The sequence below is a fragment of the Pseudomonas sp. genome, from assembly GCF_030684895.1.
Classification (GTDB): domain Bacteria; phylum Pseudomonadota; class Gammaproteobacteria; order Pseudomonadales; family Pseudomonadaceae; genus Aquipseudomonas.
The window spans coordinates 91,395-115,985 of record NZ_JAUXXP010000038.1; the positions used below are offsets into that span (position 1 = coordinate 91,395).

Genomic DNA, 24,591 nt, shown 5'->3' on the forward strand with positions numbered 1-24,591 from the left:
ATGCTGCGCCGAAACAGGGCGCAGCAAAAGCTCTATCAGACCTTGTGGTAGAGCTGCGCACCCTGCGCCTTAAACTCCTCTGCCTTGGCTTGCATGCCCGCCTCAGCGTCCAGGTCGAGTGCGGCGATGCGTTGCTCTTCAGCATAGACGCGAACTTCCTGGGTGATCTTCATCGAGCAGAACTTCGGCCCGCACATGGAGCAGAAGTGTGCCACCTTCGCCGAGTCCTTGGGCAGCGTTTCGTCGTGATAACTGCGCGCGGTGTCGGGGTCGAGGCCGAGGTTGAACTGGTCTTCCCAGCGGAATTCAAAGCGCGCCTTGCTCAGCGCATTGTCGCGAATCTGCGCGCCCGGGTGACCTTTGGCCAGGTCAGCGGCGTGAGCAGCGATCTTGTAGGTGATGATGCCGGTCTTCACGTCATCCTTGTTTGGCAGGCCCAGGTGCTCCTTGGGCGTGACGTAGCAGAGCATGGCGCAACCGAACCAGCCGATCATCGCCGCACCGATGCCGCTGGTGATGTGGTCGTAGCCTGGCGCGATGTCGGTGGTCAGCGGGCCGAGGGTGTAGAACGGCGCCTCGTCACAGCATTCCAGCTGCTTATCCATGTTCTCCTTGATCAACTGCATCGGCACGTGGCCAGGGCCCTCGATCATGGTTTGCACGTCGTGCTTCCAGGCGATCTTGGTCAGCTCGCCGAGGGTTTCCAGCTCGCCGAACTGCGCTTCATCGTTGGCGTCGGCAATCGAGCCCGGACGCAGGCCATCGCCCAGCGAGAAGCTGACGTCGTAGGCCTTCATGATTTCGCAGATGTCTTCGAAATGGGTGTAGAGGAAGTTCTCTTTATGGTGCGCCAGGCACCACTTGGCCATGATCGAGCCGCCACGGGAAACGATGCCGGTGACGCGCTTGGCGGTCATCGGCACATAACGCAGCAACACGCCGGCGTGGATGGTGAAGTAGTCCACGCCCTGCTCGGCCTGCTCGATCAGGGTGTCGCGGAACAGCTCCCAGGTCAGTTCTTCGGCCGCGCCGTCAACTTTTTCCAGGGCCTGGTAGATCGGTACGGTACCGATTGGCACGGGCGAGTTGCAGATGATCCACTCGCGGGTTTCATGAATGTGCTTGCCGGTGGACAGGTCCATGACCGTGTCCGAACCCCAGCGAATACCCCAGGTCAGCTTGGCCACTTCTTCTTCGATGCTTGAGCCCAGCGCCGAGTTGCCGATATTGCCGTTGATCTTCACCAGGAAGTTACGGCCGATGATCATCGGTTCCAGCTCGGTGTGGTTGATGTTGGCCGGGATGATCGCGCGGCCGCGGGCGATCTCTTCGCGGACGAATTCGGGGGTGATGATTTTCGGCACGCTGGCGCCGAAGCTGTGGCCAGGATGCTGTTGATCGAGCAGGCCGGCGGAACGCGCCACTTCCAGCTTCATGTTCTCGCGGATGGCAACGTATTCCATCTCGGCGGTGATGATGCCTTTGCGCGCGTAGTGCATCTGGCTAACGTTGGCCCCAGCCTTGGCGCGGCGCGGGTTGTTGACGTGGGCGAAACGCAGCTTGGTCAGCTCGGCATCGGCGAGGCGCTGCTGGCCGAAGTTGGAACTCAGGCCAGGTAGCCGCTCGGTGTCGCCACGGGACTCGATCCACGGCGAGCGCACATCGGCCAGGCCCTTACGCACGTCGATGATGACATTCGGATCGGTGTACGGACCCGAAGTGTCGTAGACCACCACTGGCGCGTTGATCTCGCCGCCGAAGTCAGTCGGGGTGATATCCAGGCTGATTTCGCGCATCGGCACCAGGATGTCCGGGCGCGAGCCCTGCACATAAACTTTCTGCGAACGCGGGAAGGGTTGGATCGACTGCTGGTCGACCTGGGCGGACTCACTCAGGATCGGATTGAGGTTTTTTTCTTGTGTGCTCATCGGCGGCTCTCCAGGGCTATATGTCGGAGCGAACCTGGAGATAAATGAGCGGCGAAAGGCGCACCTGGGGCGGTGCCAGAGGCTCGCCAGGGGAAAGGCGAGCACATCTTGTTCCCTACGCAGGCCTTAACCTGATCAGGTTCAACGGGATCCGGCAGCTGCCAATCTCAGCCCCGCAATTGGGGCACCCCGACAAGAACGCGGCCAGTCTAATCAACCCCAGCCAATAAAACCAACTCGGGAGTCAATTTCTTATGACCCACGCGTCGGAAAGTGACGAAAGCAGCCACCACAAATAACCCGAAACGCAGAACACGCCATGGATTGTTGCAATCTACACTCATTCAGCCCCAGACAAATCTTGACCCTCTAGGCAGCGCCCCTATAGCCTTGCCGATTACCGCCAAAATCAGGATCACACCCATGTTGCGCAGACTCTCTCTGGCTCTCGCTGTGGCCGCCGCGTCCAACGGAATGGCCTGGGCTGCTGAACAAGCCCCGCTGTCTACCAAAACTGACCTGGTCACGGTTTACCAGGAAGCCGCCGCCAACAATGCCGACCTGGCCGCCGCCCGTGCTGACTATGAAGCACGCAGCGAAGTGGTGCCCCAGGCCCGCGCCGGCCTGCTGCCGAACCTGTCGGCCGGCGCCAACCTGAGCGACACCCGTACCCAGGTCGACTCGCCAGCCAACACCAGCTCGCGCAGCGGCACGGTATACCAGGCCAACCTCAGCCAGCCGCTGTTCCGCGCTGACCGCTGGTTCCAGCTGCAGGCCGCCAAAGCGAGCAACGAACAAGCCGTACTGGAACTGTCGGCCACCGAGCAGAACCTGATTCTGCAGAGCGCCGAAACCTACTTCGCGGTACTGCGCGCCCAGGACAACCTGGCATCGACCAAGGCCGAAGAAGCCGCGTTCAAGCGTCAGCTGGATCAAGCCAACGAGCGCTTCGATGTCGGCCTCTCGGACAAGACCGACGTACTGGAAGCCCAGGCCGGTTTCGACACTGCCCGCGCCAACCGCATCATCGCCCAGAAACAGGTAGAAGACGCCTTCGAGGCCCTGATCACCCTGACCCACCGCGACTTCGCTGCACTGGAAGGCATCGAACACAGCCTGCCGATCCTCGCGCCGACGCCGAACGACGCCAAGGCCTGGGTTGATACCGCCGCCGCGCAGAACCTCAACCTGCAGGCCAGCAACTACGCCGTTGAAGCCGCCGAAGAAACCCTGCGCCAGCGCAAATCCGGCCACGCCCCGACCCTGGATGCGGTAGCCAGCTACCAGAAAGGCGATAACGACAGCCTCGGCTTCAGCAACAACGCCGCCAGCGTCAATCGCTTCAGCGGTGACGTCGAGCAGCGCTCGATTGGCCTGCAACTGAATATCCCGCTGTACAGCGGCGGCCTGACCAGCTCTCAGGTGCGCGAGTCCTACCAGCGCCTGAACCAGAGCGAGCAGCTGCGTGAAAGCCTGCGTCGCCAAGTAGTGCAGAACACCCGCAACCTGCACCGCGCGGTCAACACCGACGTGGAAACCGTGCAGGCGCGCAAGCAGTCGATCATCTCCAACCAGAGCGCCCTGGAAGCCACCGAAATCGGCTATCAGGTCGGTACGCGTAATATCGTTGACGTGCTGGATGCCCAGCGCCAGCTGTACAGCTCAGTGCGCAACTACAACAACGCGCGTTACGACTACATCCTCAACAACCTGCGCTTGAAGCAGGCCGCCGGCACCCTCAGCCCGGACGACCTGGCGGCACTGGAGCAGTACCTGAAATCCGACTACAACCCGGATAAAGACTTCCTCCCGCCAGACCTGGCCAAAGCCGCCGAAGCCCAGCTGCGTGGCAGCCCGCAGTACTGAGTTGAGCAAAACAAAAAAAGCCCGCTGAAATCAGCGGGCTTTTTTATGTACTGTGTACAAATGGCTTTAAAACACTGAACTGAAAACAATGAACGGATACCACGTGAGCCGCTTACTTTTTTTATTTTTGGCCCTTGTACCCGCCATAACGTTTGCCGGTAACTGCAAAGTAATTGATGTTAACGATGGCGATACATTTACCTGCTTCACCGATGAGAATGAACAAGTGAAAGTGAGGCTGGCAGAGATTGATGCTCCCGAATTAAATCAACCCTACGGCGACCGCGCTAGACAGGCCTTATACAGCCTGATATCCAGTGAGATGGTGAGGCTGGATGTTCAAGATACAGACAGCTATGGCCGCACAGTGGCTCGGGTTAAACGAGTGGATGGTCTCGATGTAAACGCTGAGCAGGTTCGCGCAGGAGCCGCTTGGGTTTATCCAAAGCACCTAAAGGACAAGTCACTACTAGTAGTAGAGGCTGAGGCCAAAAATCGCCAAGTAGGCATATGGGCATTGCCAGCCTCCGACCAAATCCCCCCATGGGAATGGCGTCATTCTGGGCAGACAGATTCAACACCCGACACTCAGCCCGCGCGCCAGACAACGTTTTCTCAAACGGAATCTTCAGGCGGTAGCTTTAACTGCAGCAAGCTCAAATGGTGCGGCCAAATGAGCTGTGCTGAGGCGCAATACCAACTGTCGGTGTGTGGGAACCCAAATATAGATGGTGACAGGGATGGCAGACCTTGCGAAAGGCAGTGCAGGTAATGGCTTATCTCATTCTGATACGAATGGCATAGACCAACTGAGCCAACGTCATGGACTCCCTTGGTAGGAGTCCATGATTCAACCCAGCATATGACCTACTGAAGCAACCGCCCAAGCCCCGCCAACAAACGCGCCAACGCGCCCTGATTGGCCTGCATCACCGTCAAACCAGCATCACGCATCGCCTGCGACGCCTCGGGCTCACTCCATAACTGGGCAACACGCTGCGCCAGACTATTAGCATCTGTCACCTCGCTTAGCGCGCCTGCCGTGCGCAACTGCGCGGCAATTTCCAAGAAGTTGAACAGATGCGGCCCGCTCAGCACCGGCTTGCCCAATGCGGCAGGTTCGAGCAGGTTATGCCCGCCATTGGCCACCAAACTGCCGCCGACAAAGGCGATATCGGCCAGGGCATAGAGAAACAACAGCTCGCCCATGGTGTCGCCAAGCAACACCTGATCGCTCGCCAGCAACGCTTCGCCAGTGGAACGTCGCCGCGTGCTAAAGCCTTGCCGCTGGCACAACTCGAACACCGTATTGAAGCGCTCGGGATGGCGCGGCACCAGAATCAGCAACGCATCGGGGTTGTGCGTGAGCAATTCACGGTGAGCAGCGAGAACGATCTCGTCTTCACCGGCATGGGTACTCGCCGCGATCCACACCGGGCGCTGCGTAGCCTGCCATTGCTCCCGCAAGGCAGCGGCGCGGGTCAGCAATGCAGGATCAATCGTCAGATCAAACTTGATCGAACCGGTCACCTCAATGCACTCGGCGCGCGCACCCAGACTGCGAAAACGCTCGGCTTCCAGCGCCGTTTGCACGGCCAGCAAATCCAGTTCGGCCAGCATCGGCGCAGTGAGGTTGGCAAAGCGCGCATAACCACGGGCCGAGCGCTCGGACAGCCGCCCGTTGGCCAGCGCCACCGGGATGCCACGCGTGGCGCACTGGTGGATATGGTTGGGCCACAGCTCGGTTTCCATAATCACCGCCAGCCTGGGTTGCACGCGGTCGAGAAAGCGCGCGGCTGCCCAAGGCAGGTCATACGGCAGGTAGCAATGCTGCACACGCCCAGCGTACTCGGTGCCGCCAAACATCGCCTGAATGCGCTCCGAACCGGTCGGCGTCATGCAGGTGATGGTGATCGGCAACTGCGGATAACGCGCCAGCAGCTCGCGCACCAGCGGCGCGGCGGCGATGCTTTCGCCCACCGACACCGCGTGCAACCAAATGCCGCCCGGCTTTAGCGCCGGCAGGCCGAGGGCAAAGCGCTCGCCAATGCGCTTGGCATAGGCCGGCGCCTGCCAGGCACGCCAGGCCAAACGCCCGGCCACCAGTGGTAAGCCGAGATGAAACAGCAGGGTGTAGAGGCTTCTATTCATGGCGCGCAGCTTATGCATTTTGACCAATACCGTCGAGTAACGCGCAGCTCCGCATCAGCCAATCGCCTGCAAATGCTGGGCAAAGCACTCGGCCAGCCACAACGCAGCCGGCCCGAGCGCCTCATCACGCCGGCAAACCAGCTCCACCACCAATGGCGGCGGCGTCCAATCACTGCTTAACTCAACCAGCTGGCTCTGGTAGGTCGGGTACTGCACCACATGGCGTGGCAGCCAGGCCCAGCCTAGGTTGCGCATCAGCAGTTCGGCCATGGCGTAGAAGCTGTCAGTGCGCCAGACCGACGGGCTGATTTGCTCGCCTCCGGGGTAATGGCTGTCCTGCGGCGCCATCAGCAGTTGCCGATGTCTCGCCAGTTCACGCCGATCAACATGCCCAGCCCCCGCCAACGCATGCCCTGCCCCGCACACGGTCACCATCTCGATGGTGCCCAGGCGCTGACGCTCCAGGGCGTCGGGCATCTGCTCGTGGTGAAACAGCAGGCCGAGGTCGGCGCGGTGCTCCCGCAGCTTGCGCGCCACATCGCCCTGGGCGCCGCTGGCCAGCTGCACCTCTAGCAGCGGAAATTGCTGCGCCAGCGCCTCCAGACTGTCCAGCACCGGCTGATAGGGCATCGCCTCATCCTGGGCCAGACGCAGGCGCACCTCTTCACCGCGTACCAGCCCCAGCGCACGGCCTTCCAGACGCTGACACTGACGCAGCACCTCACGCGCCTCTTCCAGCAGAGCCGCGCCGGCGTCGGTCAGGCGTGGCTGACGGCCACTGCTGCGCTCGAACAGGCGCACGCCCAGATCGGTCTCCAGCAGGGCAATCGCATTGCTCACCGCCGATTGCGCGCGCTGCATTTGCCGGCCCACGGCAGAGAACGACTGACCATCGGCGACGCTGACAAACAGGCGAATCTGCTCCAGGCTCCACTGCATAACCCATCTCCATTTCAGATAGGTAATCACTTTATCCCATCCGCCAGATCACTAGAATGGTAGCCAGATCACTATGGGGGCCACATCATGGGCGGCTATCTCTACCTCGCTATTGCCATCACTGCCGAAGTCATTGCCACCACCTCGATGAAGGCCCTGGATGGCTTCAACAAACCCCTGCCCCTGCTGCTGGTTGTGGTCGGCTACGCCATCTCGTTCTGGATGCTCAGTCTGGTGGTGAAAACCATCCCGGTCGGTGTCGCCTATGCAGTGTGGGCGGGCCTGGGCATCGTACTGGTGAGCATCGCTGCGGGGTTTCTCTACCAACAACGGCTGGACCTGCCAGCCATCCTTGGCATGGGTTTGATCGTCGCAGGCGTGGTGGTGATTCAGTTGTTCTCGCAAAGCGTCGGACATTAGCCGGTTCTGGGCCAGGGAGGCGCGCTAGCGCAAGCGGGTTATACTGCGCGCCTGTTTTCCCGGTGAGACACATGCATGTCCCAGGCGTTAAGCACTGATGTTTTGATCGTGGGCGGCGGCATCGCCGGCCTCTGGCTGAATGCGCGCCTGCGCCGCCAGGGCTTTGCCAGCGTACTGGTGGAAAACGCCCGCCTCGGCGGCGGGCAGAGCGTGAAATCCCAGGGCATCATCCATGGCGGCGCCAAATACGCCCTGCATGGCGCGCTGACCGGTGCCTCCGAAGCCATCGCCGATATGCCGCGACGCTGGCGCGAAGCGCTGGCCGGTAACGGCGAGCTGGATCTGAGCGGCGTGCGCCTGCTCTCCGATGCCCACTACCTGTGGTCGCCCGGCAGTCTGGCCGGCAATATCACCAGCTTCTTTGCCAGCAAGGCGGTGCGCGGCCGGGTCGATCAGGTCAAGGGGGAGCAGCTGCCACCGGCCCTGCAACACCCCAAGTTCAAAGGCAAGGTCTACCGCCTGGCCGAACTGGTGCTGGATGTGCCAAGCCTGATCAGCCGTCTCAGCGAGCTGGCCGGCGATGGCCTACTGGCTGCCGAGCGCATCGAACCGCTGCGGGAAAATGGTGAGCTGATCGGCCTAATCATTGATGGCCGGGAGATCCGTGCGCAACGCGTCATCCTTAGCGCAGGGCGCGGTAATGCCGAACTGCTCAGCGCCCTTGGCCTAAACCAGCCGGCACAACAACTGCGTCCGCTGCATATGGCCTTAGTCAAAGGACCGACGCTGAAACCGCTGTACGCCCATTGCCTGGGCGGCGGACCGAAGCCACGCGTGACCATCACCACCCACCCGGCCGCCGATGGCCAATGGGTCTGGTACCTCGGTGGTGACCTGGCAGAAGCCGATGGCGTGGCCCGTAATGAGTCGGAGCAGATCCAGGCGGCGCAGAAAGAACTGGCCGAGCTGCTGCCCTGGGTCGACCTGTCCTCGGCGCAGTGGGCGACGCTTCGGGTGGAGCGCGCCGAGCCTGCGCAATCCGGTCTGGTGCGCCCGGACAATGCCTTTTTGCACGAACAGGACACGCTGCTGGTGGGCTGGCCGACTAAACTGGCGTTAGCCCCGGACTTTGCCGACCGCGTACTGGCGGCGCTGACCCGTGACGGCATTCAGCCGGCGCAACACGCACCATTGCCCGAGCTGCCACGCCCGAGCGTCGCTCCACCCGCCTGGGAGGAATTGTTCTGATGCATCCACTGCACAGCCTGCACAACCTGCATCGCCCACTGGGCGCCACCGAGCTGCTGGTTTCGCCGCTGGGCCTGGGCACGGTCAAGCTGGGCCGTGATCAAGGGGTGAAATACCCCAGCGGCTTCACCATCCCCGATGACGCCGCCGCCCGCGAACTGCTGGCCCAGGCCCATGACCTGGGCATCAATCTGATCGACACCGCGCCCGCCTATGGCACCAGCGAAACGCGTCTCGGCCCGTTGTTGCGCGGCCAGCGCCAACAGTGGGTGATCGTCAGCAAGGTCGGTGAAGAATTCGACAACGGCCAGTCGCGCTTCGACTTCAGCCCGGCGCACACGCGCTTTTCGGTGGAACGCAGCCTCAAGCGCCTGGAAACTGATTTTATCGACCTGGTACTGGTGCATTCCGACGGCAACGATGTGGCGATTCTGCGTGACAGCGGCGTGTACCAGACCCTGGCCGAGCTTAAGCGCGAGGGTAAGATTCGCGGTTTTGGCCTTTCTGGCAAAACTGTCGAAGGCGGCCTGCTGGCCCTCGAGCACGGTGACTGCGCGATGGTCACCTACAACCTCAATGAACAGGCCGAGCAGGCCGTACTCGACTACGCCGAGCTGCACGGCAAAGGCATCCTGATCAAGAAGGCCCTGGCCAGCGGCCACGCCTGCCTGGCTGATGCAGACCCGGTACGCGCCAGTTTCGAGCTGATCTTCGGCCACCCGGCTGCCACCAGCGCGATCATCGGCACCATCAACCCGCAGCACCTGGCGCATAACGTCGCCACCGCCGCCGCTGTAATTCAGGATATTGCCTAAGCGTTCACGCTCGCCCATCTGTGCCAAGCTCAGTGGCCGTACCTATGCCAGCGAGGAGTTGCAATGCCGCGCACCCTGATCCGCAAAGATCCCAGCAACTTCAAAACCCTGCAGCTGTTTGTCGAAGCCAGCACGGAAGGGCTGAGTTATCAGGGCTTGGGCATGCCGCTGAACTTTGCGCAGATGCTGGAAAAGCGTAAACCGGTGGCGGTAGCTGACAACCAGCGCTTTGCCGTTGAGCTGGCCAACCTGGGCGTATCGGTGCGCCTAACGCTGTGCTGGCAAGACCGGGAATACTGGGTATTGGTGCGCCAGCGCCGCGCGGATCGCGGTGATGTGGTGCTTAAGCTGATCTCTGGTTACGTGCCGGCCCACGAACTCAACCTGCCGCTGCTCACCGCAATTCAGGAAGTGGCCGAGGAATGCCTGCTGGAGACGCCGGAAGGCTGGCTAAGTGGGCGCTTTGGCGACACCTGGCTGCCGACGCCCTACCAGAGCAGCCTGCACTACCGGGAAACCGCGCACTTCAGCCTCAGCCCGCTGTCCGGCGCGGCGCGTCCGGTGCAATGCGGCAACCTCAAACTGCTTGAGCGCCCGCGCGCCTACGTCCACCTGCCGACCGCCTCACTGCAGCTGGTGTATGACCTGCGCCTGGATCTGCCCAAAGAAACGCGGCAGCTCAGCCTACTGCACGTCGATGAGCACCTGGAAGACGGTCAACTGATCGCCCGCCTCAACCGCGCCCGCCCCGATCTGTTTCTCATCCCACTGGACCAGGGTCGACCGACTGCCGAGCTGCTGACTCTGAAGCAGGGCCAACTCTTACCTGCCAGCACACGCGGTCTGTGGTTAGCGGAAAGCTTTGCGCCACAGGATGGCTGGCTGGTGCACGAGGAGCGTATTCGCTGGAAGGCTTGGCTAAGCCTGCAAGGCATCTGAACGCAGCCGTAGAGGCAATCTGCAACGGCCAAAATCGTAGGGTGGATGACGCTCTTTTCATCCACCTTTACTGTGGATCGGTGAAGCGCCATCCACCCTAAAACTGGCTGGCTTAGACGCAAAAAAGCCCCACCTAAGCAGGGCAAAAAGGGATTCTTCAAGCATGCAGACTGGGCTTCACCCAGCCTGCATGAACGACTACTTCAACTCGCTGGAGCTCTTGCCCAGCAAACGCCTTGCAACGATCAGCAACTGGATCTGCTGGGTGCCTTCGAAGATGTCGAGAATCTTTGAGTCGCGCGCCCACTTTTCCAACAGCTCGTCCTCGCCATAACCCAGCGCACCGGCCAGTTCGACGCATTTCAGCGTCACCTCGTTAGCCACCCGCCCGGCCTTGGCCTTGGCGATGGACGCCTCCTTGGAGTTGGGCAACTTGTTGTCGGCCATCCAGGCGGCTTTCAGGGTCAGCAGGCGCGCGGCCTCCCATTCGGCCTGCAGGCGATAAAGCGTTGCCTCGGCATGGCTGACGCTGAGCAGCGGGGTGCGGTAATCCAGCGTGCAGACCTTCCTCAGCAGCTCGCGGGTGCGGTCCAGCGATGCCTTGGCTACGCCCACCGCCATACCAGCGACCAGCGGACGGGTGTTGTCGAAGGTTTCCATCACCCCGGCAAAGCCTTTTTGCACATCGATCTCCGGGTTGCCGAGCAGGTTGGCCGCCGGCACGCGGCAATCGCTAAAGCTGATCGCCGCCGTATCCGAGGCCTTGATGCCGAGCTTCTTCTCCAGGCGGGTCACGCTCATCCCCGGCGTGCCGTGCTCCACCACAAAGGACTTGATCGCTGCGCGACCGAGGCTCTTGTCCAGCGTGGCCCAGACCACTACGGCATCGGCGCGCTCGCCGGAGGTGACGTAGATTTTTTCGCCGTTGAGCACGTAGTGATCGCCATCCTTGATCGCCGTGGTGCGAATCGCCGCCGAGTCCGAACCGCAACCCGGCTCGGTAATCGCCATGGCCGCCCAGGTGCCGCCGAAGCGCGCCAATTGCTCATCATTAGCCACCGCCGCAATCGCCGCATTGCCCAAGCCTTGCCGCGGCATGGCCAGCAGCAGGCCGACATCGCCCCAGCACAGCTCCATCACCCCGAGCAGGGCAGACAGATTGCCGCCATTTTTGATGCCTTCTTGCTGCTCACGGGCCGCGCCGCGTTTGCTTGCGGAGGTGGCACCGATGGCGTCCGGCGAGCCGGCATTCATGCCATCGAGCAGCGCCGCCAGCAGGTCCAGCTCCTTGGGGTACGCGTGCTCGGCCTTGTCGTACTTGCGGGAAATCGGCCGGAAATAGTTTTCCGCCACCTGATGGGCCTGGTTGACCAGGCCACGGAATTTCTTCGGGGTTTCCAGATTCATGTTGAGGCGCCCTTAGAGCTGTAGGCCGCCGGCCATAATCGCCAGCGCACGCAAATCGCGGTACCAGCGCTCGGCTGGATGTTCTTTGGTAAAGCCATGACCACCGAGCAATTGCACGGCGTCGGTGCCGATCTTCATGGCCTTCTCGCTGCACAGCAGGCGCGCCAGATAGGCTTCGCGCTGGAACGGCAAACCCTGTTCGGCGCGCGAACACGCTCGCCAGACCATCAGGCGCATGGCGTCGAGCTCCACGGCCATATCGGCGACCATAAAGGCCACACCCTGGCGATGACTGATCGGCTCGCCGAAGGCCACTCGCTCGTTGCAGTAAGGCACCACATAATCCAGCGCCGCCTGCGCCGTGCCCACCGCCAGGGCGCACCAGGCCAGGCCGGCGTAATCGAGAAAGCTCTGGTAGTTGAAATCCTCAGCCGCCAGACGCGCATCCAGCGGCACCTTGACGCTGTTCAGGCGCAAGCGCGCAGTACCGCCCGCTTTCAGGCCCATGGCCGGTTGCGGGCTGCGCTGCAGGCCCTTAGCACCGGCTTCGACAATAAATAGCGCTGGGCCGTCAGCCGCTTGCGCCGCGACAATCAGCTGGCTGGCATCCAGGCCACGCAACACCAGGCTTTTCTCACCGCTGAGCACGTAGTGCTTGCCACGCTTGCGCGCACGGGTCGCCAGTTTGTGTGGGTCAAACAGCGGCGTCGGCTCATTGACCGCAATGGCCATCAGCGGCGCTGGCTCCTCACCGACAAAGGCCGGCAACCAGCGCGCCTGCTGCGCCGCACTACCCCAGCGACGAATGCAGTTGGCCGCCGACAAAGGCACCAACAAGGCCGCCGCCAAGGATAAATCGCCCTTACCCAGCGCCTCGGCAATCAGTGCGTTGCTCAGGGTGGTGCGCTCGCCCGCCATACCGCCCTGAGCTTCGCTCACCGCGTAATGGGTCAGCCCCAGTTCATGCGCCTGGTTGAGCAAGGCAGCCGGTAGCGCGGCCTGCTCGTCGGCATCGTGCGCCAGCGGGCGCAGCACTTCGCCGGCGAAGGCTTCGAGCATCTCCACCAGCATCTGCTGCTCATCGGAGAGCGACAGATCGAACAAGGCATCGGGATCAGCCGGGCGCGGCAATTTGGCAACTTTGCCCGCGCGCTGCGCGGCCGCACGAAAGCTCGCGCGGCTACCGGTGTAGATGAGTTTTTCGAAGGATTTGCGCAGTTTCAAGCGGTCCGGCCAGTCAGCCTGGGCGACCCGGTTGAGCATTGCCAGGGCACGGCCCTGTATGTCGGAAGTCATGGCATCTCGCTCCATGCGGGGGATGCCGATGATCATGCGCGCGGTCAGGGCAAGCGCCTATGACCGCGCCGACGTCAGCGACTGGCAAAACAGCCAGTCACTGATGAAGTTTAGTTATTGCGGATTTTCTCGACGATCGCGGTAGTCGAGCTGTTTTCCACCAGCCCCAGCACCCGCACTTCGCCGCCATAGGCCGTGACAATATCGGCACCGACCACCTGCTCGATACCATAGTCACCGCCCTTGACCAGCACATCCGGTTTGACCGCGCGCAGCAGGTTTTCCGGGGTGTCTTCGCTGAAACTCACCACCCAGTCCACCGCACCTAAGCCAGCCAGCACGGCCATACGCCGGTCCACCGAATTGATCGGCCGGCCAGGGCCTTTCAGACGGCTGACCGAGGCATCGTCGTTGACCGCCAGCACCAGTCGATCACCTTGCGCACGCGCCTGCTCCAGATAGGTGACATGGCCGGCATGCAAAATGTCAAAGCAACCATTGGTAAAGACAATCTTCTCACCATGGGCGCGGGCGTCCTCAATCGCCAGCAGCAGTTGATCGAGGCTTAGCACGCCCCGCTCGGAGCCGGCCTCACGCTGGATCGCGCGGCGTAGTTCCGGCGCACTGATCGCCGCAGTACCCAGTTTGCCGACCACAATGCCAGCGGCCAGATTGGCCAAAGCGACGGCATGCGGCAGCTCCTCGCCTGCCGCTAGGCTGGCGGCCAGGGTGGAAATCACCGTATCACCTGCACCGGTGACATCGAACACTTCGCGGGCGCGAGCCGGTAGATGCAGCGCCGGATGATCTGGGCGCAGCAAGGTCATGCCATGCTCGCCGCGGGTCACCAACAACGCGCCCAACTCCAGCTCAGCCATCAGCGCCGCACCTTTGGCCACCAGCTCGGCCTCATCGCGGCATGCACCGACAATGGTTTCAAACTCGTGCAAGTTCGGGGTGATCAGGCTGGCGCCACGGTAGATGGAGAAATCCTTACCTTTGGGATCGGCCAGCACCGCAATACCTTTGCTACGCGCCAGCTGCACCAGCGCCTGATGGTTCTGCAGCGCGCCCTTACCGTAATCGGAAAGGATCAGCACCTTGATGCCCTCCAGCTGCGCTTCGACGCTGGCAGCCAACGCCGCGCTGTCAGTGCGGAACGGCTCTTCGAAATCCATGCGCAGCAGTTGCTGGTGACGACTCATCACCCGCAGTTTGACGATGGTCGGCTGATCGTTGATTGTCTGGAAGAAGGTCTTTACGCCAACCGCCTGCAGCCTGTTGCGCAGGCTTTCAGCGGCCTCATCCTGACCGGTCACACCCAGTAATGTCGCTGGCGCGCCGAGGGCGGCGATGTTTAGCGCGACGTTGGCCGCACCACCTGGACGATCCTCGATCTGCTCAACCTTGACCACCGGCACCGGCGCTTCCGGAGAGATCCGCGAGGTGCCACCATGCCAATAACGGTCGAGCATAACGTCGCCCACCACCAGAACGGCGGCTTGGTCAAAACGCGGCATGGACAACTTCATAAACACTCCAGAAGCGGCTAAAACGAATCGCCGCAAATCATAACATTGGCAGGTAAATACGCTGATCAACCGTCGAGCGCACGCACCCAGAACAGTTCGTGGCGGCGCACCGCCTTACGGAAGAACTCATCTTCACCAGTTGCCGGCCAGCGCCGACCGACCAGCAGGCGCTGGATCAGCCGGCGGATGCGCCGTTTAAGCGGCAATGCGCCTTGTAAATCGTGCTGCATGGCCAAGGCCATGGCTTTATCCAGCTGCCGCGCGACATCCAACCCAGGGCTCCACAAGCCATCCGCCGGCAGCGCTTCAATAGCTGGCGGCAGTGCAATGCCAAAGCCTGCGGGGCCCATCGGCCAACGGTCGTTGTCGTGCAGATGATTGGCATACAGCAACAGGGTTTTCGGCTTCCAGCTGCTCAGCTCAATCGCCTGCAGCAGCGCCTCGGTACTGGCAACATGGTCACTGTGCGGGTCCAATTGCGGATGCGGTGTCACCACCACCTCAGGCTGGAAGTGTTCAAGCGCCGCCACTAAATCGGCCAGCAGATTGCGCCAGCTAGGCAGACCATCAGCATCGCCTGGCAGCTGAATTGAATTAGCAGCGCGTACGCTGCGAGTATCACCCTCAGCCGACTCGCGCGAAGCAAAAGCTGCCTCGGGTTGCGCCTGCATCGCCGGCAACTGCAGGCAGTAATAGCCCAGCTGCAAACACTGACTCTGCGGCACGCCGCCCCAGAGCGGAACGGCCAAGCTGTCCCATGCACGCAGGCGCCCTTTGAGCCGGGCAGCGGCGGCTTTGTCCAGTTTCAGCGCCTGATAGGCCTCAGCCTCGATCTCGCCCTGGGTCAGGGTCACGATACTGACATCAGGCGCCCGGCTATACAGGCCAAAGGCGGCCAATTCGGCGTCGTCGGCATGCGGCGCAATGACCATCAGGCGCTGCTCGGCATAATCCGGATTGCTCAGGGCAAACAGAGTGACGGCCGGTTCAATGCGGCAGAAGCGACCGCGCAGCTGCAGCGCGCCACTGGCCAATGCATCCTGCTGACCGGACAGGTTGAGGTAGCGACGACCCTTCACGCCCCGCTCGAAATCCTGACGGTCGTTGCCGACCACAACATAAGGGTCCAGCCAGCGCCCCAACCAGTTCGCCTTGAGCTGCACTTGCAGAATCAGGGTATCGGCAGCGCCAATATCGCCATCCAAGCGCAGGCAGCACGCCTCGATACGCCCGGCAAGAGCGGGCACATCCGCTGCAAATCGATAGTTGTAGTCATCGCCTGGCGCGTAAAACAGATGATCGGCAAACCAGGCCTCATGGGCTATCCAGCCCACCAGCAAAAGCACTGGCACCCACCACCATGCGGCAAATACGCCGAGCAGGCACAACAGCGCCAGCGCCACCAACAGCGCAATGCGCTTTTGCCGACGATGCAGCTTGAGCAGGGCTTGCTTGCGTGCGGACATGGTCAAACCTGATAAACCGGAACGCGGTTGCACCAGCGGTCTTTGTATTCGCGATCAGCTCGGCCAAAGGAATAACGCAGCGGCTTACCCAGCGCCCGCGCTTCAGCCCAGGCGGTTTGCGTGTTGATAAAGCTGAGCACGCTGCCGGGGCTGAACTCGCGGTTTTGCGGATCAACGCCGCCGTTGATGTACTCCAGACTGACCCACTGCGGCGCCTCGACACGGTAAAGCACCTGGATCGCCACTGGCTGGTCGTTCAGGTAGATCAGCGCCCCAGTCATAAAGTCGCGCATTAGGCTGAACACCTCGGTCAAATGCGCCTTACCGGTCGCCTCGAAGCCCCAACGGCGCTGAAACAGCTCGGCGTAGATTAGCGCCTGCTCGCCGGCGGACAATTCCAGCATCGGCCGGATAACACCGCCCGCCTCTTCCAGCAGACGCTGTTCGCGGCGTTGGTTGTAGCGGAATTTCTTGCTGTACTCCTCAGGCTCGCGGGCCAACGCCAGGCCTTCAGGCTGCTCGCGCAACGTACTGATCGAGCTGGCATTCAGCACTGAAATATAACGACCGCGATGGCGCAACGAGACGCTGGCGGAGGGCGCTATCGGAAGAATCAATTCCGCATTGCCGAGGTCAAACAGGCCCCGCTTGCCCTGCTGCTTGAGCACATCCTTGGACAGCGCCAGGTGCCGTCCCCAGGTCGGAATTGCCGCCTGCAGCTCGCCCTGCTCAAACCAGCCCAGGTGACGCACCGGCAAACCGGCCAGCCCCGCCAAACGTTCGATGACCTGCGGATGGGTGGCGACGCTGCCGCCGAAGCGCAGCCAGGCATCGGCATACGCAGCAGCATCAATCGGCGTCCAACCGTGCTCACGCCAGGCGCGCAAATGACTGAGCATCAGGCACTTGGCTCCGCATGCAGGTCAGCATCGTCGGCAAAATCACGGGCATGTAGGCGTGCGTAGTAGCCATTAAGCGACAACAACTGCGCGTGGGTACCGCGCTCAACAATTTCGCCTTGCTCCATCACTAGAATCAGATCGGCTTTCTCAATAGTGCTCAGGCGATGGGCGATCACGATAGTAGTACGCCCTTCGACAACCTTATCCAGCGCAGCCTGGATGTGCCGCTCGGACTCGGTGTCCAGCGCGGAGGTGGCTTCATCGAGGATGAGCAGCGGAGCGTCCTTGAGCAGCGCCCGAGCAATCGCCAGGCGCTGGCGCTGACCACCTGAGAGCAATACACCATTCTCGCCCACCAGGGTGTCGTAGCCCTGCGACATTTTCTCGATGAACTCAGCGGCGTATGCATCCTCAGCGGCACGCTTGACGGCGTCCAGAGGCGCACCGGCCAGATCGCCATAGGCGATATTGTTGCGCACGGTGTCATTGAACAGCGTGACATGCTGGGTCACCAAAGCGATATGGCGACGTAAGTTACGCAGTGTGTACTCTTCTACATCCAGGTCATCGAGCAGAATCTGACCTTGTTCATGGTGATAGAAACGCGGAATCAGGCTCGCCAACGTGGATTTGCCGCTACCAGAACGCCCCACCAACGCCACCATCTGCCCCGGCTCGGCAACAAAGGAAACATTATTTAGCACGGGCTTTTCACTGGTCGGATATTGGAAGCTGAGATTGCGGACCTGCAAACGACCCGTTACTCGCTCACGCTCCTGAGTACCCAGGTCAACTTCAGGCTGCTCATCCAGCTGCTCAAAAATACTCTCGGCCCCAGCCACCCCTTTTTGGATAGTCGAACTGACCTCAGACAGCTGACGAATTGGCTTGGGTAGCAACCCCGCCAGCGTGATGTAAGCCACTAAATCACCGGCACTGGCATCACCACGTAACAGCAGTACGAGGAACATCAATACGGCCATGGCGCTGTAGATCACCAGCTGCAGGCTTGGGGTGTAGACCGCGCCTGTTTTAACCATTTTCAGCTGCTTGAGGCGGTTATCCTCGCTGGCGGCCTGGAAACGTTGCTGCTCATAACGTTCACCGCCAAAACTACGGACAACTCGATACCCCTGAATGGTTTCCGAAGCCACATGGGTAACATCCCCCATCGCAACTTGAATCTTCTTGCTTTGCTTGCGAAATTTCTTACTGGTGCTGGACACCATCAATCCAATAATCGGCAGTATCGCAACCATAACCAGCGTGAGCTTCCAGTTCATCCATAACAAGGTTGCAAAAAGAAAGACAACCGTCATCCCCTCACGCACCACCACCTTGATCGCATCCGTAGCGGCACCAGTAACCATGGTCACGTTGTAAGTAAGCCTGGATATCAGGTGACCTGAGTTGTGGCTATCAAAATACCGATTGGGCAGCGTTAGAAGATTGTTGAATAGCGCAATACGCATATCTTGAACCAAGCCCATGGAAACTTTGGCGAGGTAGAAATTGCCGAGAAATGAACCAATGCCCTGCCAAAGAGCAATAAGAACAATAAGCAGAGGAACGGCCTGGAGCAGTTTAAGCTCTGCAAGCCAGGGCGCATGGGCCTGCACCCAAGGTACCCCAGCAAAAAGTCCGACATTCGGATTACTGAGTCCATCAACAAAGAACTTCAGGATGTAGCCAAGCATTGGCTGAGTTGAGGCGAAGATCAGAAACCCGAAAATACTGATCAAAAACATACCAATGTACGGTTTCACGTACCCCAGCAGCCGAAAGTAGATTTTCAGGCTGCTGGGCTGGACCGCATCATTTCTCGCATCACTCATGAATCAACTCACTTCAATACAGGCGGATCGCAGTCTAACACTGTGCGGCTGTGCAATAAGGGCAAGTGTAAGGGCCAGAGGAAGCCAGACTACGAACCACTCGGCCCTGGGGGTGCCCCATAAACTGGCCGCATCAAACTGAAGCGCCGCCAGCGAGACAACCAACGTTCCGAATACCAGCCGCCCTCCGGCGGAAAAACGATGCTGCCAAGCAATATGAAATGCACTCAACCACAGGCCTATCCACAAAATCACACCCGGGACACCCAGCTCAACTGCAACATGGGTGAAACCATTGTGCGTATGGTCGAAGCCCTCGGGGTAGTTGGACGTCACAACACGATAATCCGTACCGATTCCCAACCCGAGAAAGGGATTTTGCATAACCATGTCTAGACTGGCCTGGAAAATTTCTGGTCGGTACGACAGACCGCGCGCGAGAATAAACGGCGCGAAAAGCTCATAACCGACCCAGCAGACAACCATGAGTACGATGCCGCCCATCCACACAAAGCGACCACCGCGAAGTAAAAGCAGGGCAGAAATACCAGCGATTAATGCCAGCATTGCACCGCGGCTCTGCCCCAGCAGAACAAACGCTAGGGCGAACAGCATCAGCACACCCCACAGAAAACCCTGCGAGACACCCGACGGTTTGAACCGCGCCCCCCAAATCACCACAAGCGCCATGACATAGGCACCGAGAATCGGGTGCCCCACCTGCCCTATACCCTCAAGCCGAGCACTGAGTGGCTGCATATCGCGGATATAAAACAGATAAATGCTCACGCAACAAGAAAGCGCTAAGCCTACAAAGGCGACAGCCAGGCCCTGCCACACGCGCTCAGGATACTGAGAGGACAGCAGTGCCAGGGACACAAGAAAAATCCCGATATAAAGCACGCGTTTCAATTCTCTCGGCGGCTCGTCAGCGCCAGTCCACAAAGTACTCAGCGCAGCCCAGGCCAAGAAGAGCAATAAGAGCGAACAGAAAACCTGACTCTTGCGCCAAAGCTCAAGCAAGCGCTGGTGAAAGACAACCATTGACAGCAAACCGGGCAGCCAAAGCAAAACAACCAACGCTTGCTGATAAACCTTATTGCTCGGGGCCCATGCAATCCCCAATAGAAACCACAAATAACCAAAGGTTATCAGCAGCATTGTTCCCTTCGCCGACATTCTCAACATCAATTCCCAACTCCCAACGCCCAGGGCACTCAGTGGGCGGCTCAACCTAAAAAAGGGGTATTCTATGCGGTATCTAACATTCGATACCTTAAGTAATGAACGCCACCCCACAACTTATCTATCTCGCCTTCGGCGCAGACATTTACCAACGCGAAGCGGTTTTCAGCATAGCCAGCGCGCTCGCCCACTCAGCCCTCTGCGCAAGTGATCGCCGGTTTGAGATTCAGGTCTTTACCGATAACCCTCAGTTTTACACGAAGCTACCCGTCACAACTCACGCCATAGACCCCACCTGGAATGGCCCTCACCGCTACCATTTCAGGATCAAGCACGCCCTCTTGCTCAACATACTCAATAAGTATGAAAAGGCTGCGCTGATTGACACTGACACGTTTTTCCGCACTTCTCCTGAGTCACTGTTCGGGCGCTTAACAGGTGGTCATCTACTCTGCAATGCTATCGGAGCTGTTCTCGGAGAATCACCATCGCTTCCCAGCCAGTCAGTCACCTATCTCGAGCAGAATGGACTTTTGGAGACGAATATGCGCCAGACGAACTCTGGCGTAATCGGTCTAACCACGACTGACAAAGGGGTTCTCGAACACGCCATTAAGCTGATGGATGACCTGCGCCCACTGGCACCAGAACTCTATACATTAGAAGAGCTCAGCTTGGCTCTGGCAGCACATGGCCGGCTGCAGCTCAACGCATGCACCGACCTCATACACCACTACTGGAGCCGCAAGGCGCAGTTCAGAGCCAAAATCCAAGCGTGGCACACAAAGCATCACGGTGAACCTCTGAGCAAAGCAGCAATGGTAGATGTTCTGCTCGTGAATGATCGCTTGCCACGACCACCACAGCCTTACCGGAGCTGGCAAAAAGCTGTGACTGCTCTAATCGCCAAAGAGCGCAGACAATTTATACGAGAGCTGCTTTATGGCTGCCATGACTACTCAAACGAGTTCGATCACGCCTGTGCAGTGGCTTGGTGGGATAAAGCATTAGTCAATATTGAAGAACGACAGGGACAACCGCTGAGCAGCGAGCATATGACGCTATGGCTGGCAGATCCGTTGTTAAAACTGTTGGCAGGCCGCCACTACGACACCATGCTGGCCCACCTACTAAGCCGCCTCAAGGCCAAGCAGGTCATTTAAGGCTAAGGACACACGATGCTGAGCACGAAACACCTGACCGATAGCGCGTTGGCGACACTGACCGCCGAGGCGAAAGTACTCGAAGAAGACAGTCTAGGCCCCAAGGTTTATCGCCTCTCCAACGGCCACTTCCTCAAGCTTTTCCGGCGCAAACGCTTGATTTCCTCAGCCCTGCTCAGGCCGTATTCCGTACGCTTTTATCAAAATGCAGAGCGCCTGGCTGGATTAGGCATCCCAACGCTGACGCCTATCACGCTGTACACCTTTCCTGAAAAGCAGCTCAGTGCCGTTCTCTATACACCGCTTCCAGGCCAGACACTCAAGGAACTGTACCTGCAGAATCCCGAAAGCTTTATCACGCGCCTGCCGGCTCTCTGTGACTTCATCCGCGAGCTTCACAGAAAAGGGATTTACTTCCGCTCACTTCACATGGGCAACATCGTGCTGACCCCACAAGATACCTTGGGACTAATTGATGTTGCCGATCTGGCCTTTCACCGTCGACCGCTATCAAAAGCCAAAGCCGCACGCAACCTCAAGCACTTCGCTCGTCTGCTGCGGCAAATGGAGATTGCCGGACGCTTCCCAATGGTGGAGTTATCGGCTGCCGTTTTAGCAGACTAACGTGCAAGCAAGTGCTGATAAAACGCCTCGAATCGTGCCCAAACACCTTCGGCATCCAAGCCCACACGTTGCACATCAGCCAGGGCAGCGGGGTCTTCTGTCAGCACAGTATTGAGCGCATTGCGCCACGCCTCAGTAGCGCATGGCAAAAGCCCTGCCGCACCATTGAGCTGTTCACGAAAGACCGCTAAATCGTTCGCCAAAACCGGTACGCCTGCAATCACCGCCTCAGGCAAGACCAACCCCAACCCCTCCTGCTCCGATGGAATGCAGATCAAATCAAAGGCCGAGTACAGGCGGGGAGCTTCGGCATGATGACCGGTCAAATAAACCTGCCTGAGCACACCCAACTTTTCAGCAAGGGCTGTCAATTGCTGGCGCTCAACCCCCTCCCCGACGATCACAAGACGATCCTCGGGGTTGTTCAGGAGCCAACCCGCGGCAGCAGTCACCAGACGACTAAAGCCTTTCTCTGGCACCAGGCGGCCCACCGCACCAATCGTTCGCCCGGCACCTGGCGGAATGCCAAGAGCGCGCTGCGCGGCTTCTCGCGCCATAAGCGAGGATCGAAATGCCACGGGTTCGATCGCTACACGCCCGCTCAGCACCTTTAAGCCGACCTGCGCTTCAAGCTCAGCGGCCAACGTGGCAGAAACCGCTACCAGATCCAGACGGTCCGCAGGAAAGCGTCTCAAGAGAGCAATGTGTGCTGCCTTTAGCCGTTTTGAGCCATGAAACATCACCACCGCTCGTGTAGCGGTCAGCGCTGCCAACAAGGGGAGAATAAAAGCTGCCACACCGATACCGTCGATAAGCACCACGCGTGGCGGTTGCTGCATCAGCCGCTTAGCCAGACGCCGCCGATCCCGCACACGCTGCAGCCTCCCCAGCAGCCCTGCGCCCTTGATGCGCGCCGAGGAAAGACCGAGCGCAGTAACGCACCCCAAATCAGCCAGCGGTGCGGCATCACCTGACTGCAATAACAGCGTTTCTACGGTTTCACCGGGCTTACCCATCTGGAGAACCTGCCGATGCACCTTATGCACGGAGACGAAGGCTGCACCACCGCTCCACATAACGTTCAGAACGCTCACGATCACTCCTTAATTGGACCGGCAGGCCCTCAGATCAACTTCCACCTGGCCAGCGGACGAAGAAACCATGGCAAACGGCTGTGAACGCGCAATGAAGGGCGCATGACCTCAGCGATTGCATGCCCGAGCGCTGCAAAACTGTAACGCTGCTGCGCCAGTACTCGACCGGCCTCTGCAATCATCTGGGCTTTTTCCGGGTCGGCACGCAATATGCCAAGCTTCTCGCGGAGCTCAGGAATATCGCGGTAAAGCACCAGGTTATGCATATCGACAAAACCCAGTGCAGTATTCTCTTCAGCGCCCTGGTCATAGGCGAGCAATACGCAACCCACGGCCATCGCCTCAAAGTTCTTGATCATGTATTCACCCATCCCGACATCAGCGCTCACAAAGAAGCGGATACGGTTGAGTGTGTCGTTATATTCCTGGCCGGATTTCGTCTTGGTGACCAACAGGTTCTCGACGGACGCCAACTCATCCAGCAGCGCCTTGCGCCCGCTATAGGCCACGCTCTTGGTGCTGCCAACAAAGGCCAACTCGATATCACGCTCCAGGCCTTGATAGGTCATCAGCCCCTGGTCGTAGCCTTTGGGCACGAAAACAGCATCGAACCCTTCGGCACGCAAACGCTGGCTGACTTGGGCACCGGAGCTGATGATGCGCACCCAGGGCATACGTCGATAGTGGGCGCTGAACTTGCCCGTATATTTGCACGGAATATAGTTCTGGTAGGCGTCGTGCTCGAGAATCACGACGTTGGGCAAGGTGCGAATGAAGCGCCACTGGCGCATCTCTTTCTTGAAACGCAGAAAGAAAAGAACCCTGTCGTAGCGAGACAGATCAACGTGTTGGCGGAAATAGCGCTTCAGATTGGCCTGCTCATCGCTACTCAGCCAACGAATGTCGCAGTTGTCGCATGACGCGGCGATGCCGTCATACAGCCTGTCTAAGATTGCACGCTGCTCGGCTTGGACCAGAAAAAGCACGTTCACTGACACACCTCAAAAACGGTACCCATAATCGCCTATGAGAACAGCGCAATAGCTGCCCCGAAGCATCTATACAGCGAGCAACCGCCACGAAGGCAGAAGCAGAGCCTGTCGTCGAATCCGCTAGAGCGTCCCATCTGGTAGTTGCAACAGCTCGGCCAAACGCTGCTTATCCCGCCGACTGAGGACTTTACTCCAGGGCTGATTGCTCAGCGCGTCGCCTTTGGCTAAGACTTTTCGCATTAGCTCCTCGGCGTATCCACAACCGCAGGCTTCAGCATAAGGATCGGCGCGCATCACAGCTGCGTAATAGGCAAGCTTGGCGAGCGAACGGCTTTTGGCGGGGAGAAATAAACTTCTCACTCGATAGTCGAGACGCTGCCACCAGGCAGGCCTGGGTTTAGAGGTCGGGACCTCGCGCACCGCTTGCACGGTCTGCGCAGAAAATGCCTCGCCATAGCGCTGAAAAAATACCGCGATCATATGGCGCCAATAGTTCTTGCCTGAAAAATAATGCATCACGACACCGCGCGCCTGCGCAGGTCGCCCCAAATGCCTGGCAGCAACACCCACGGCAAATTGCTCGACAACATGGATCGTGGGGACCATCGGATGCAGTACATCGATCAGGGCCAAGGTCTCATCCATCAGGTGTGACGCCTCGACCTGGAAACCCAGAACGCCCGAATTGATCTGCAACATCTGTTGATCGACACCGTGTTGCTCTGCCAGATAGGGTGCAAGGACGTCATGCATGACATCGCCCTTGTACTCTTTCCAGACACCTTCAAC

Annotated in this window: 20 protein-coding genes, 1 pseudogene and 1 riboswitch; of the genes and pseudogenes, 8 read left to right on the forward strand and 13 right to left on the reverse strand. The window is 59.7% G+C overall.

The window, feature by feature from the left end; genetic code table 11:
- Window positions 1-35: 35 nt before the first annotated feature.
- Complete coding sequence (gene thiC, locus Q8M42_RS07590) at window positions 36-1,928, reverse strand: phosphomethylpyrimidine synthase ThiC (RefSeq protein WP_305283927.1); 1,893 nt, start codon at window positions 1,926-1,928, stop codon at window positions 36-38.
- A 95-nt stretch (window positions 1,929-2,023) separates the two neighbouring features.
- Window positions 2,024-2,130, reverse strand: a riboswitch (TPP riboswitch).
- Between the two features lie 221 nt (window positions 2,131-2,351).
- On the opposite strand from thiC, the gene Q8M42_RS07595 reads away from it, so the two are divergent.
- Both Q8M42_RS07595 and Q8M42_RS07600 read left to right on the forward strand, forming a co-directional pair.
- Window positions 2,352-3,794, forward strand: coding sequence for a TolC family outer membrane protein (locus tag Q8M42_RS07595; protein ID WP_304864071.1), 1,443 nt, complete (start codon window positions 2,352-2,354; stop codon window positions 3,792-3,794).
- A gap of 103 nt (window positions 3,795-3,897) precedes the next feature.
- A complete protein-coding gene (locus Q8M42_RS07600; RefSeq protein WP_304864069.1) occupies window positions 3,898-4,566 on the forward strand; it encodes a thermonuclease family protein in 669 nt (222 codons plus the stop codon).
- A 95-nt stretch (window positions 4,567-4,661) separates the two neighbouring features.
- Here the strand turns inward: Q8M42_RS07600 and waaA are convergent, their stop codons facing one another.
- Together waaA and Q8M42_RS07610 are read right to left on the reverse strand one after the other, a co-directional pair.
- Window positions 4,662-5,945, reverse strand: a complete 1,284-nt coding sequence (gene waaA, locus Q8M42_RS07605; protein ID WP_304864066.1) for a lipid IV(A) 3-deoxy-D-manno-octulosonic acid transferase — start codon at window positions 5,943-5,945, stop codon at window positions 4,662-4,664.
- A gap of 54 nt (window positions 5,946-5,999) precedes the next feature.
- Window positions 6,000-6,884, reverse strand: coding sequence for a LysR family transcriptional regulator (locus tag Q8M42_RS07610; RefSeq protein ID WP_304864064.1), 885 nt, complete (start codon window positions 6,882-6,884; stop codon window positions 6,000-6,002).
- 87 nt (window positions 6,885-6,971) lie between these two features.
- Here Q8M42_RS07610 and Q8M42_RS07615 point away from each other — a divergent pair, with 87 nt between their 5' ends.
- The 4 genes from Q8M42_RS07615 (at window position 6,972) to Q8M42_RS07630 (ending at window position 10,306) form a co-directional block, all read left to right on the forward strand.
- Complete coding sequence (locus Q8M42_RS07615; protein WP_304864061.1) at window positions 6,972-7,304, forward strand: multidrug efflux SMR transporter; 333 nt, start codon at window positions 6,972-6,974, stop codon at window positions 7,302-7,304.
- Between the two features lie 75 nt (window positions 7,305-7,379).
- Window positions 7,380-8,552: an FAD-binding oxidoreductase gene (locus tag Q8M42_RS07620; protein WP_304864060.1), complete on the forward strand. Its 1,173-nt coding sequence runs from the start codon at window positions 7,380-7,382 to the stop codon at window positions 8,550-8,552.
- Window positions 8,552-9,367, forward strand: a complete 816-nt coding sequence (locus Q8M42_RS07625; protein WP_304864058.1) for an aldo/keto reductase — start codon at window positions 8,552-8,554, stop codon at window positions 9,365-9,367. Before Q8M42_RS07620 ends, Q8M42_RS07625 begins: the two co-directional genes overlap by 1 nt.
- Before the next feature lie 63 nt (window positions 9,368-9,430).
- Window positions 9,431-10,306 carry a metal ABC transporter ATPase gene (locus tag Q8M42_RS07630; RefSeq protein ID WP_304864056.1) on the forward strand — a complete coding sequence of 292 codons (876 nt, stop codon included), beginning with the start codon at window positions 9,431-9,433 and terminating at the stop codon, window positions 10,304-10,306.
- A gap of 198 nt (window positions 10,307-10,504) precedes the next feature.
- Here Q8M42_RS07630 and Q8M42_RS07635 read toward each other — a convergent pair whose 3' ends face one another.
- The 7 genes from Q8M42_RS07635 to Q8M42_RS07665 all read right to left on the reverse strand — a co-directional run bounded on the left by Q8M42_RS07635 (window position 10,505) and on the right by Q8M42_RS07665 (window position 19,905).
- Window positions 10,505-11,713 (reverse strand): acyl-CoA dehydrogenase family protein, encoded by a 1,209-nt coding sequence (locus Q8M42_RS07635; RefSeq protein ID WP_304864053.1) that lies wholly within the window; start codon window positions 11,711-11,713, stop codon window positions 10,505-10,507.
- Between the two features lie 12 nt (window positions 11,714-11,725).
- Entirely contained in the window at window positions 11,726-13,009 is a 1,284-nt protein-coding gene (locus Q8M42_RS07640; RefSeq protein WP_304864051.1) for an acyl-CoA dehydrogenase family protein, read from the reverse strand.
- A gap of 110 nt (window positions 13,010-13,119) precedes the next feature.
- Window positions 13,120-14,541: a bifunctional D-glycero-beta-D-manno-heptose-7-phosphate kinase/D-glycero-beta-D-manno-heptose 1-phosphate adenylyltransferase HldE gene (hldE, locus tag Q8M42_RS07645; protein ID WP_304864048.1), complete on the reverse strand. Its 1,422-nt coding sequence runs from the start codon at window positions 14,539-14,541 to the stop codon at window positions 13,120-13,122.
- Between the two features lie 65 nt (window positions 14,542-14,606).
- On the reverse strand, window positions 14,607-16,007 hold the full coding sequence (locus Q8M42_RS07650) for a PIG-L deacetylase family protein (RefSeq protein ID WP_304864046.1): 1,401 nt from the start codon (window positions 16,005-16,007) through the stop codon (window positions 14,607-14,609).
- Between the two features lie 2 nt (window positions 16,008-16,009).
- Window positions 16,010-16,906 carry a GNAT family N-acetyltransferase gene (locus tag Q8M42_RS07655; protein WP_304864045.1) on the reverse strand — a complete coding sequence of 299 codons (897 nt, stop codon included), beginning with the start codon at window positions 16,904-16,906 and terminating at the stop codon, window positions 16,010-16,012.
- Window positions 16,906-18,744, reverse strand: a complete 1,839-nt coding sequence (gene msbA / locus Q8M42_RS07660) for a lipid A export permease/ATP-binding protein MsbA (protein WP_304864043.1) — start codon at window positions 18,742-18,744, stop codon at window positions 16,906-16,908. Before msbA ends, Q8M42_RS07655 begins: the two co-directional genes overlap by 1 nt.
- Before the next feature lie 3 nt (window positions 18,745-18,747).
- Entirely contained in the window at window positions 18,748-19,905 is a 1,158-nt protein-coding gene (locus Q8M42_RS07665; RefSeq protein WP_304864041.1) for an O-antigen ligase, read from the reverse strand.
- Between the two features lie 122 nt (window positions 19,906-20,027).
- Between Q8M42_RS07665 and Q8M42_RS07670 the strand changes: the two genes are divergently transcribed.
- Window positions 20,028-21,092 carry a hypothetical protein gene (locus Q8M42_RS07670; RefSeq protein ID WP_304864038.1) on the forward strand — a complete coding sequence of 355 codons (1,065 nt, stop codon included), beginning with the start codon at window positions 20,028-20,030 and terminating at the stop codon, window positions 21,090-21,092.
- An 18-nt stretch (window positions 21,093-21,110) separates the two neighbouring features.
- Window positions 21,111-21,716, forward strand: a complete 606-nt coding sequence (locus tag Q8M42_RS07675; RefSeq protein ID WP_370692684.1) for a toluene tolerance protein — start codon at window positions 21,111-21,113, stop codon at window positions 21,714-21,716.
- Here the strand turns inward: Q8M42_RS07675 and Q8M42_RS07680 are convergent.
- The 3 genes and pseudogenes from Q8M42_RS07680 to Q8M42_RS07690 all read right to left on the reverse strand — a co-directional run.
- Complete coding sequence (locus Q8M42_RS07680; protein WP_304864032.1) at window positions 21,713-22,810, reverse strand: glycosyltransferase; 1,098 nt, start codon at window positions 22,808-22,810, stop codon at window positions 21,713-21,715. The two genes, Q8M42_RS07675 and Q8M42_RS07680, sit on opposite strands and share 4 nt — an antisense overlap.
- A gap of 29 nt (window positions 22,811-22,839) precedes the next feature.
- Window positions 22,840-23,802, reverse strand: a complete 963-nt coding sequence (locus tag Q8M42_RS07685) for a glycosyltransferase (RefSeq protein WP_304864029.1) — start codon at window positions 23,800-23,802, stop codon at window positions 22,840-22,842.
- 120 nt (window positions 23,803-23,922) lie between these two features.
- Window positions 23,923-24,591, reverse strand: a pseudogene (locus Q8M42_RS07690) (hypothetical protein); the annotation flags it as partial.

What these genes read in the sequence shown, in the direction of transcription:
- thiC (WP_305283927.1), bottom strand. Translation starts at nt 1,928, where the DNA reads ATGAGCACACAAGAAAAAAACCTCAATCCGATCCTGAGTGAGTCCGCC.
- Q8M42_RS07595 (WP_304864071.1), top strand. Translation starts at nt 2,352, where the DNA reads ATGTTGCGCAGACTCTCTCTGGCTCTCGCTGTGGCCGCCGCGTCCAAC.
- waaA (WP_304864066.1), bottom strand. Translation starts at nt 5,945, where the DNA reads ATGAATAGAAGCCTCTACACCCTGCTGTTTCATCTCGGCTTACCACTG.
- Q8M42_RS07610 (WP_304864064.1), bottom strand. Translation starts at nt 6,884, where the DNA reads ATGCAGTGGAGCCTGGAGCAGATTCGCCTGTTTGTCAGCGTCGCCGAT.
- Q8M42_RS07615 (WP_304864061.1), top strand. Translation starts at nt 6,972, where the DNA reads ATGGGCGGCTATCTCTACCTCGCTATTGCCATCACTGCCGAAGTCATT.
- Q8M42_RS07620 (WP_304864060.1), top strand. Translation starts at nt 7,380, where the DNA reads ATGTCCCAGGCGTTAAGCACTGATGTTTTGATCGTGGGCGGCGGCATC.
- Q8M42_RS07625 (WP_304864058.1), top strand. Translation starts at nt 8,552, where the DNA reads ATGCATCCACTGCACAGCCTGCACAACCTGCATCGCCCACTGGGCGCC.
- Q8M42_RS07630 (WP_304864056.1), top strand. Translation starts at nt 9,431, where the DNA reads ATGCCGCGCACCCTGATCCGCAAAGATCCCAGCAACTTCAAAACCCTG.
- Q8M42_RS07635 (WP_304864053.1), bottom strand. Translation starts at nt 11,713, where the DNA reads ATGAATCTGGAAACCCCGAAGAAATTCCGTGGCCTGGTCAACCAGGCC.
- Q8M42_RS07640 (WP_304864051.1), bottom strand. Translation starts at nt 13,009, where the DNA reads ATGACTTCCGACATACAGGGCCGTGCCCTGGCAATGCTCAACCGGGTC.
- hldE (WP_304864048.1), bottom strand. Translation starts at nt 14,541, where the DNA reads ATGAAGTTGTCCATGCCGCGTTTTGACCAAGCCGCCGTTCTGGTGGTG.
- Q8M42_RS07650 (WP_304864046.1), bottom strand. Translation starts at nt 16,007, where the DNA reads ATGTCCGCACGCAAGCAAGCCCTGCTCAAGCTGCATCGTCGGCAAAAG.
- Q8M42_RS07655 (WP_304864045.1), bottom strand. Translation starts at nt 16,906, where the DNA reads ATGCTCAGTCATTTGCGCGCCTGGCGTGAGCACGGTTGGACGCCGATT.
- msbA (WP_304864043.1), bottom strand. Translation starts at nt 18,744, where the DNA reads ATGAGTGATGCGAGAAATGATGCGGTCCAGCCCAGCAGCCTGAAAATC.
- Q8M42_RS07665 (WP_304864041.1), bottom strand. Translation starts at nt 19,905, where the DNA reads ATGCTGCTGATAACCTTTGGTTATTTGTGGTTTCTATTGGGGATTGCA.
- Q8M42_RS07670 (WP_304864038.1), top strand. Translation starts at nt 20,028, where the DNA reads ATGAACGCCACCCCACAACTTATCTATCTCGCCTTCGGCGCAGACATT.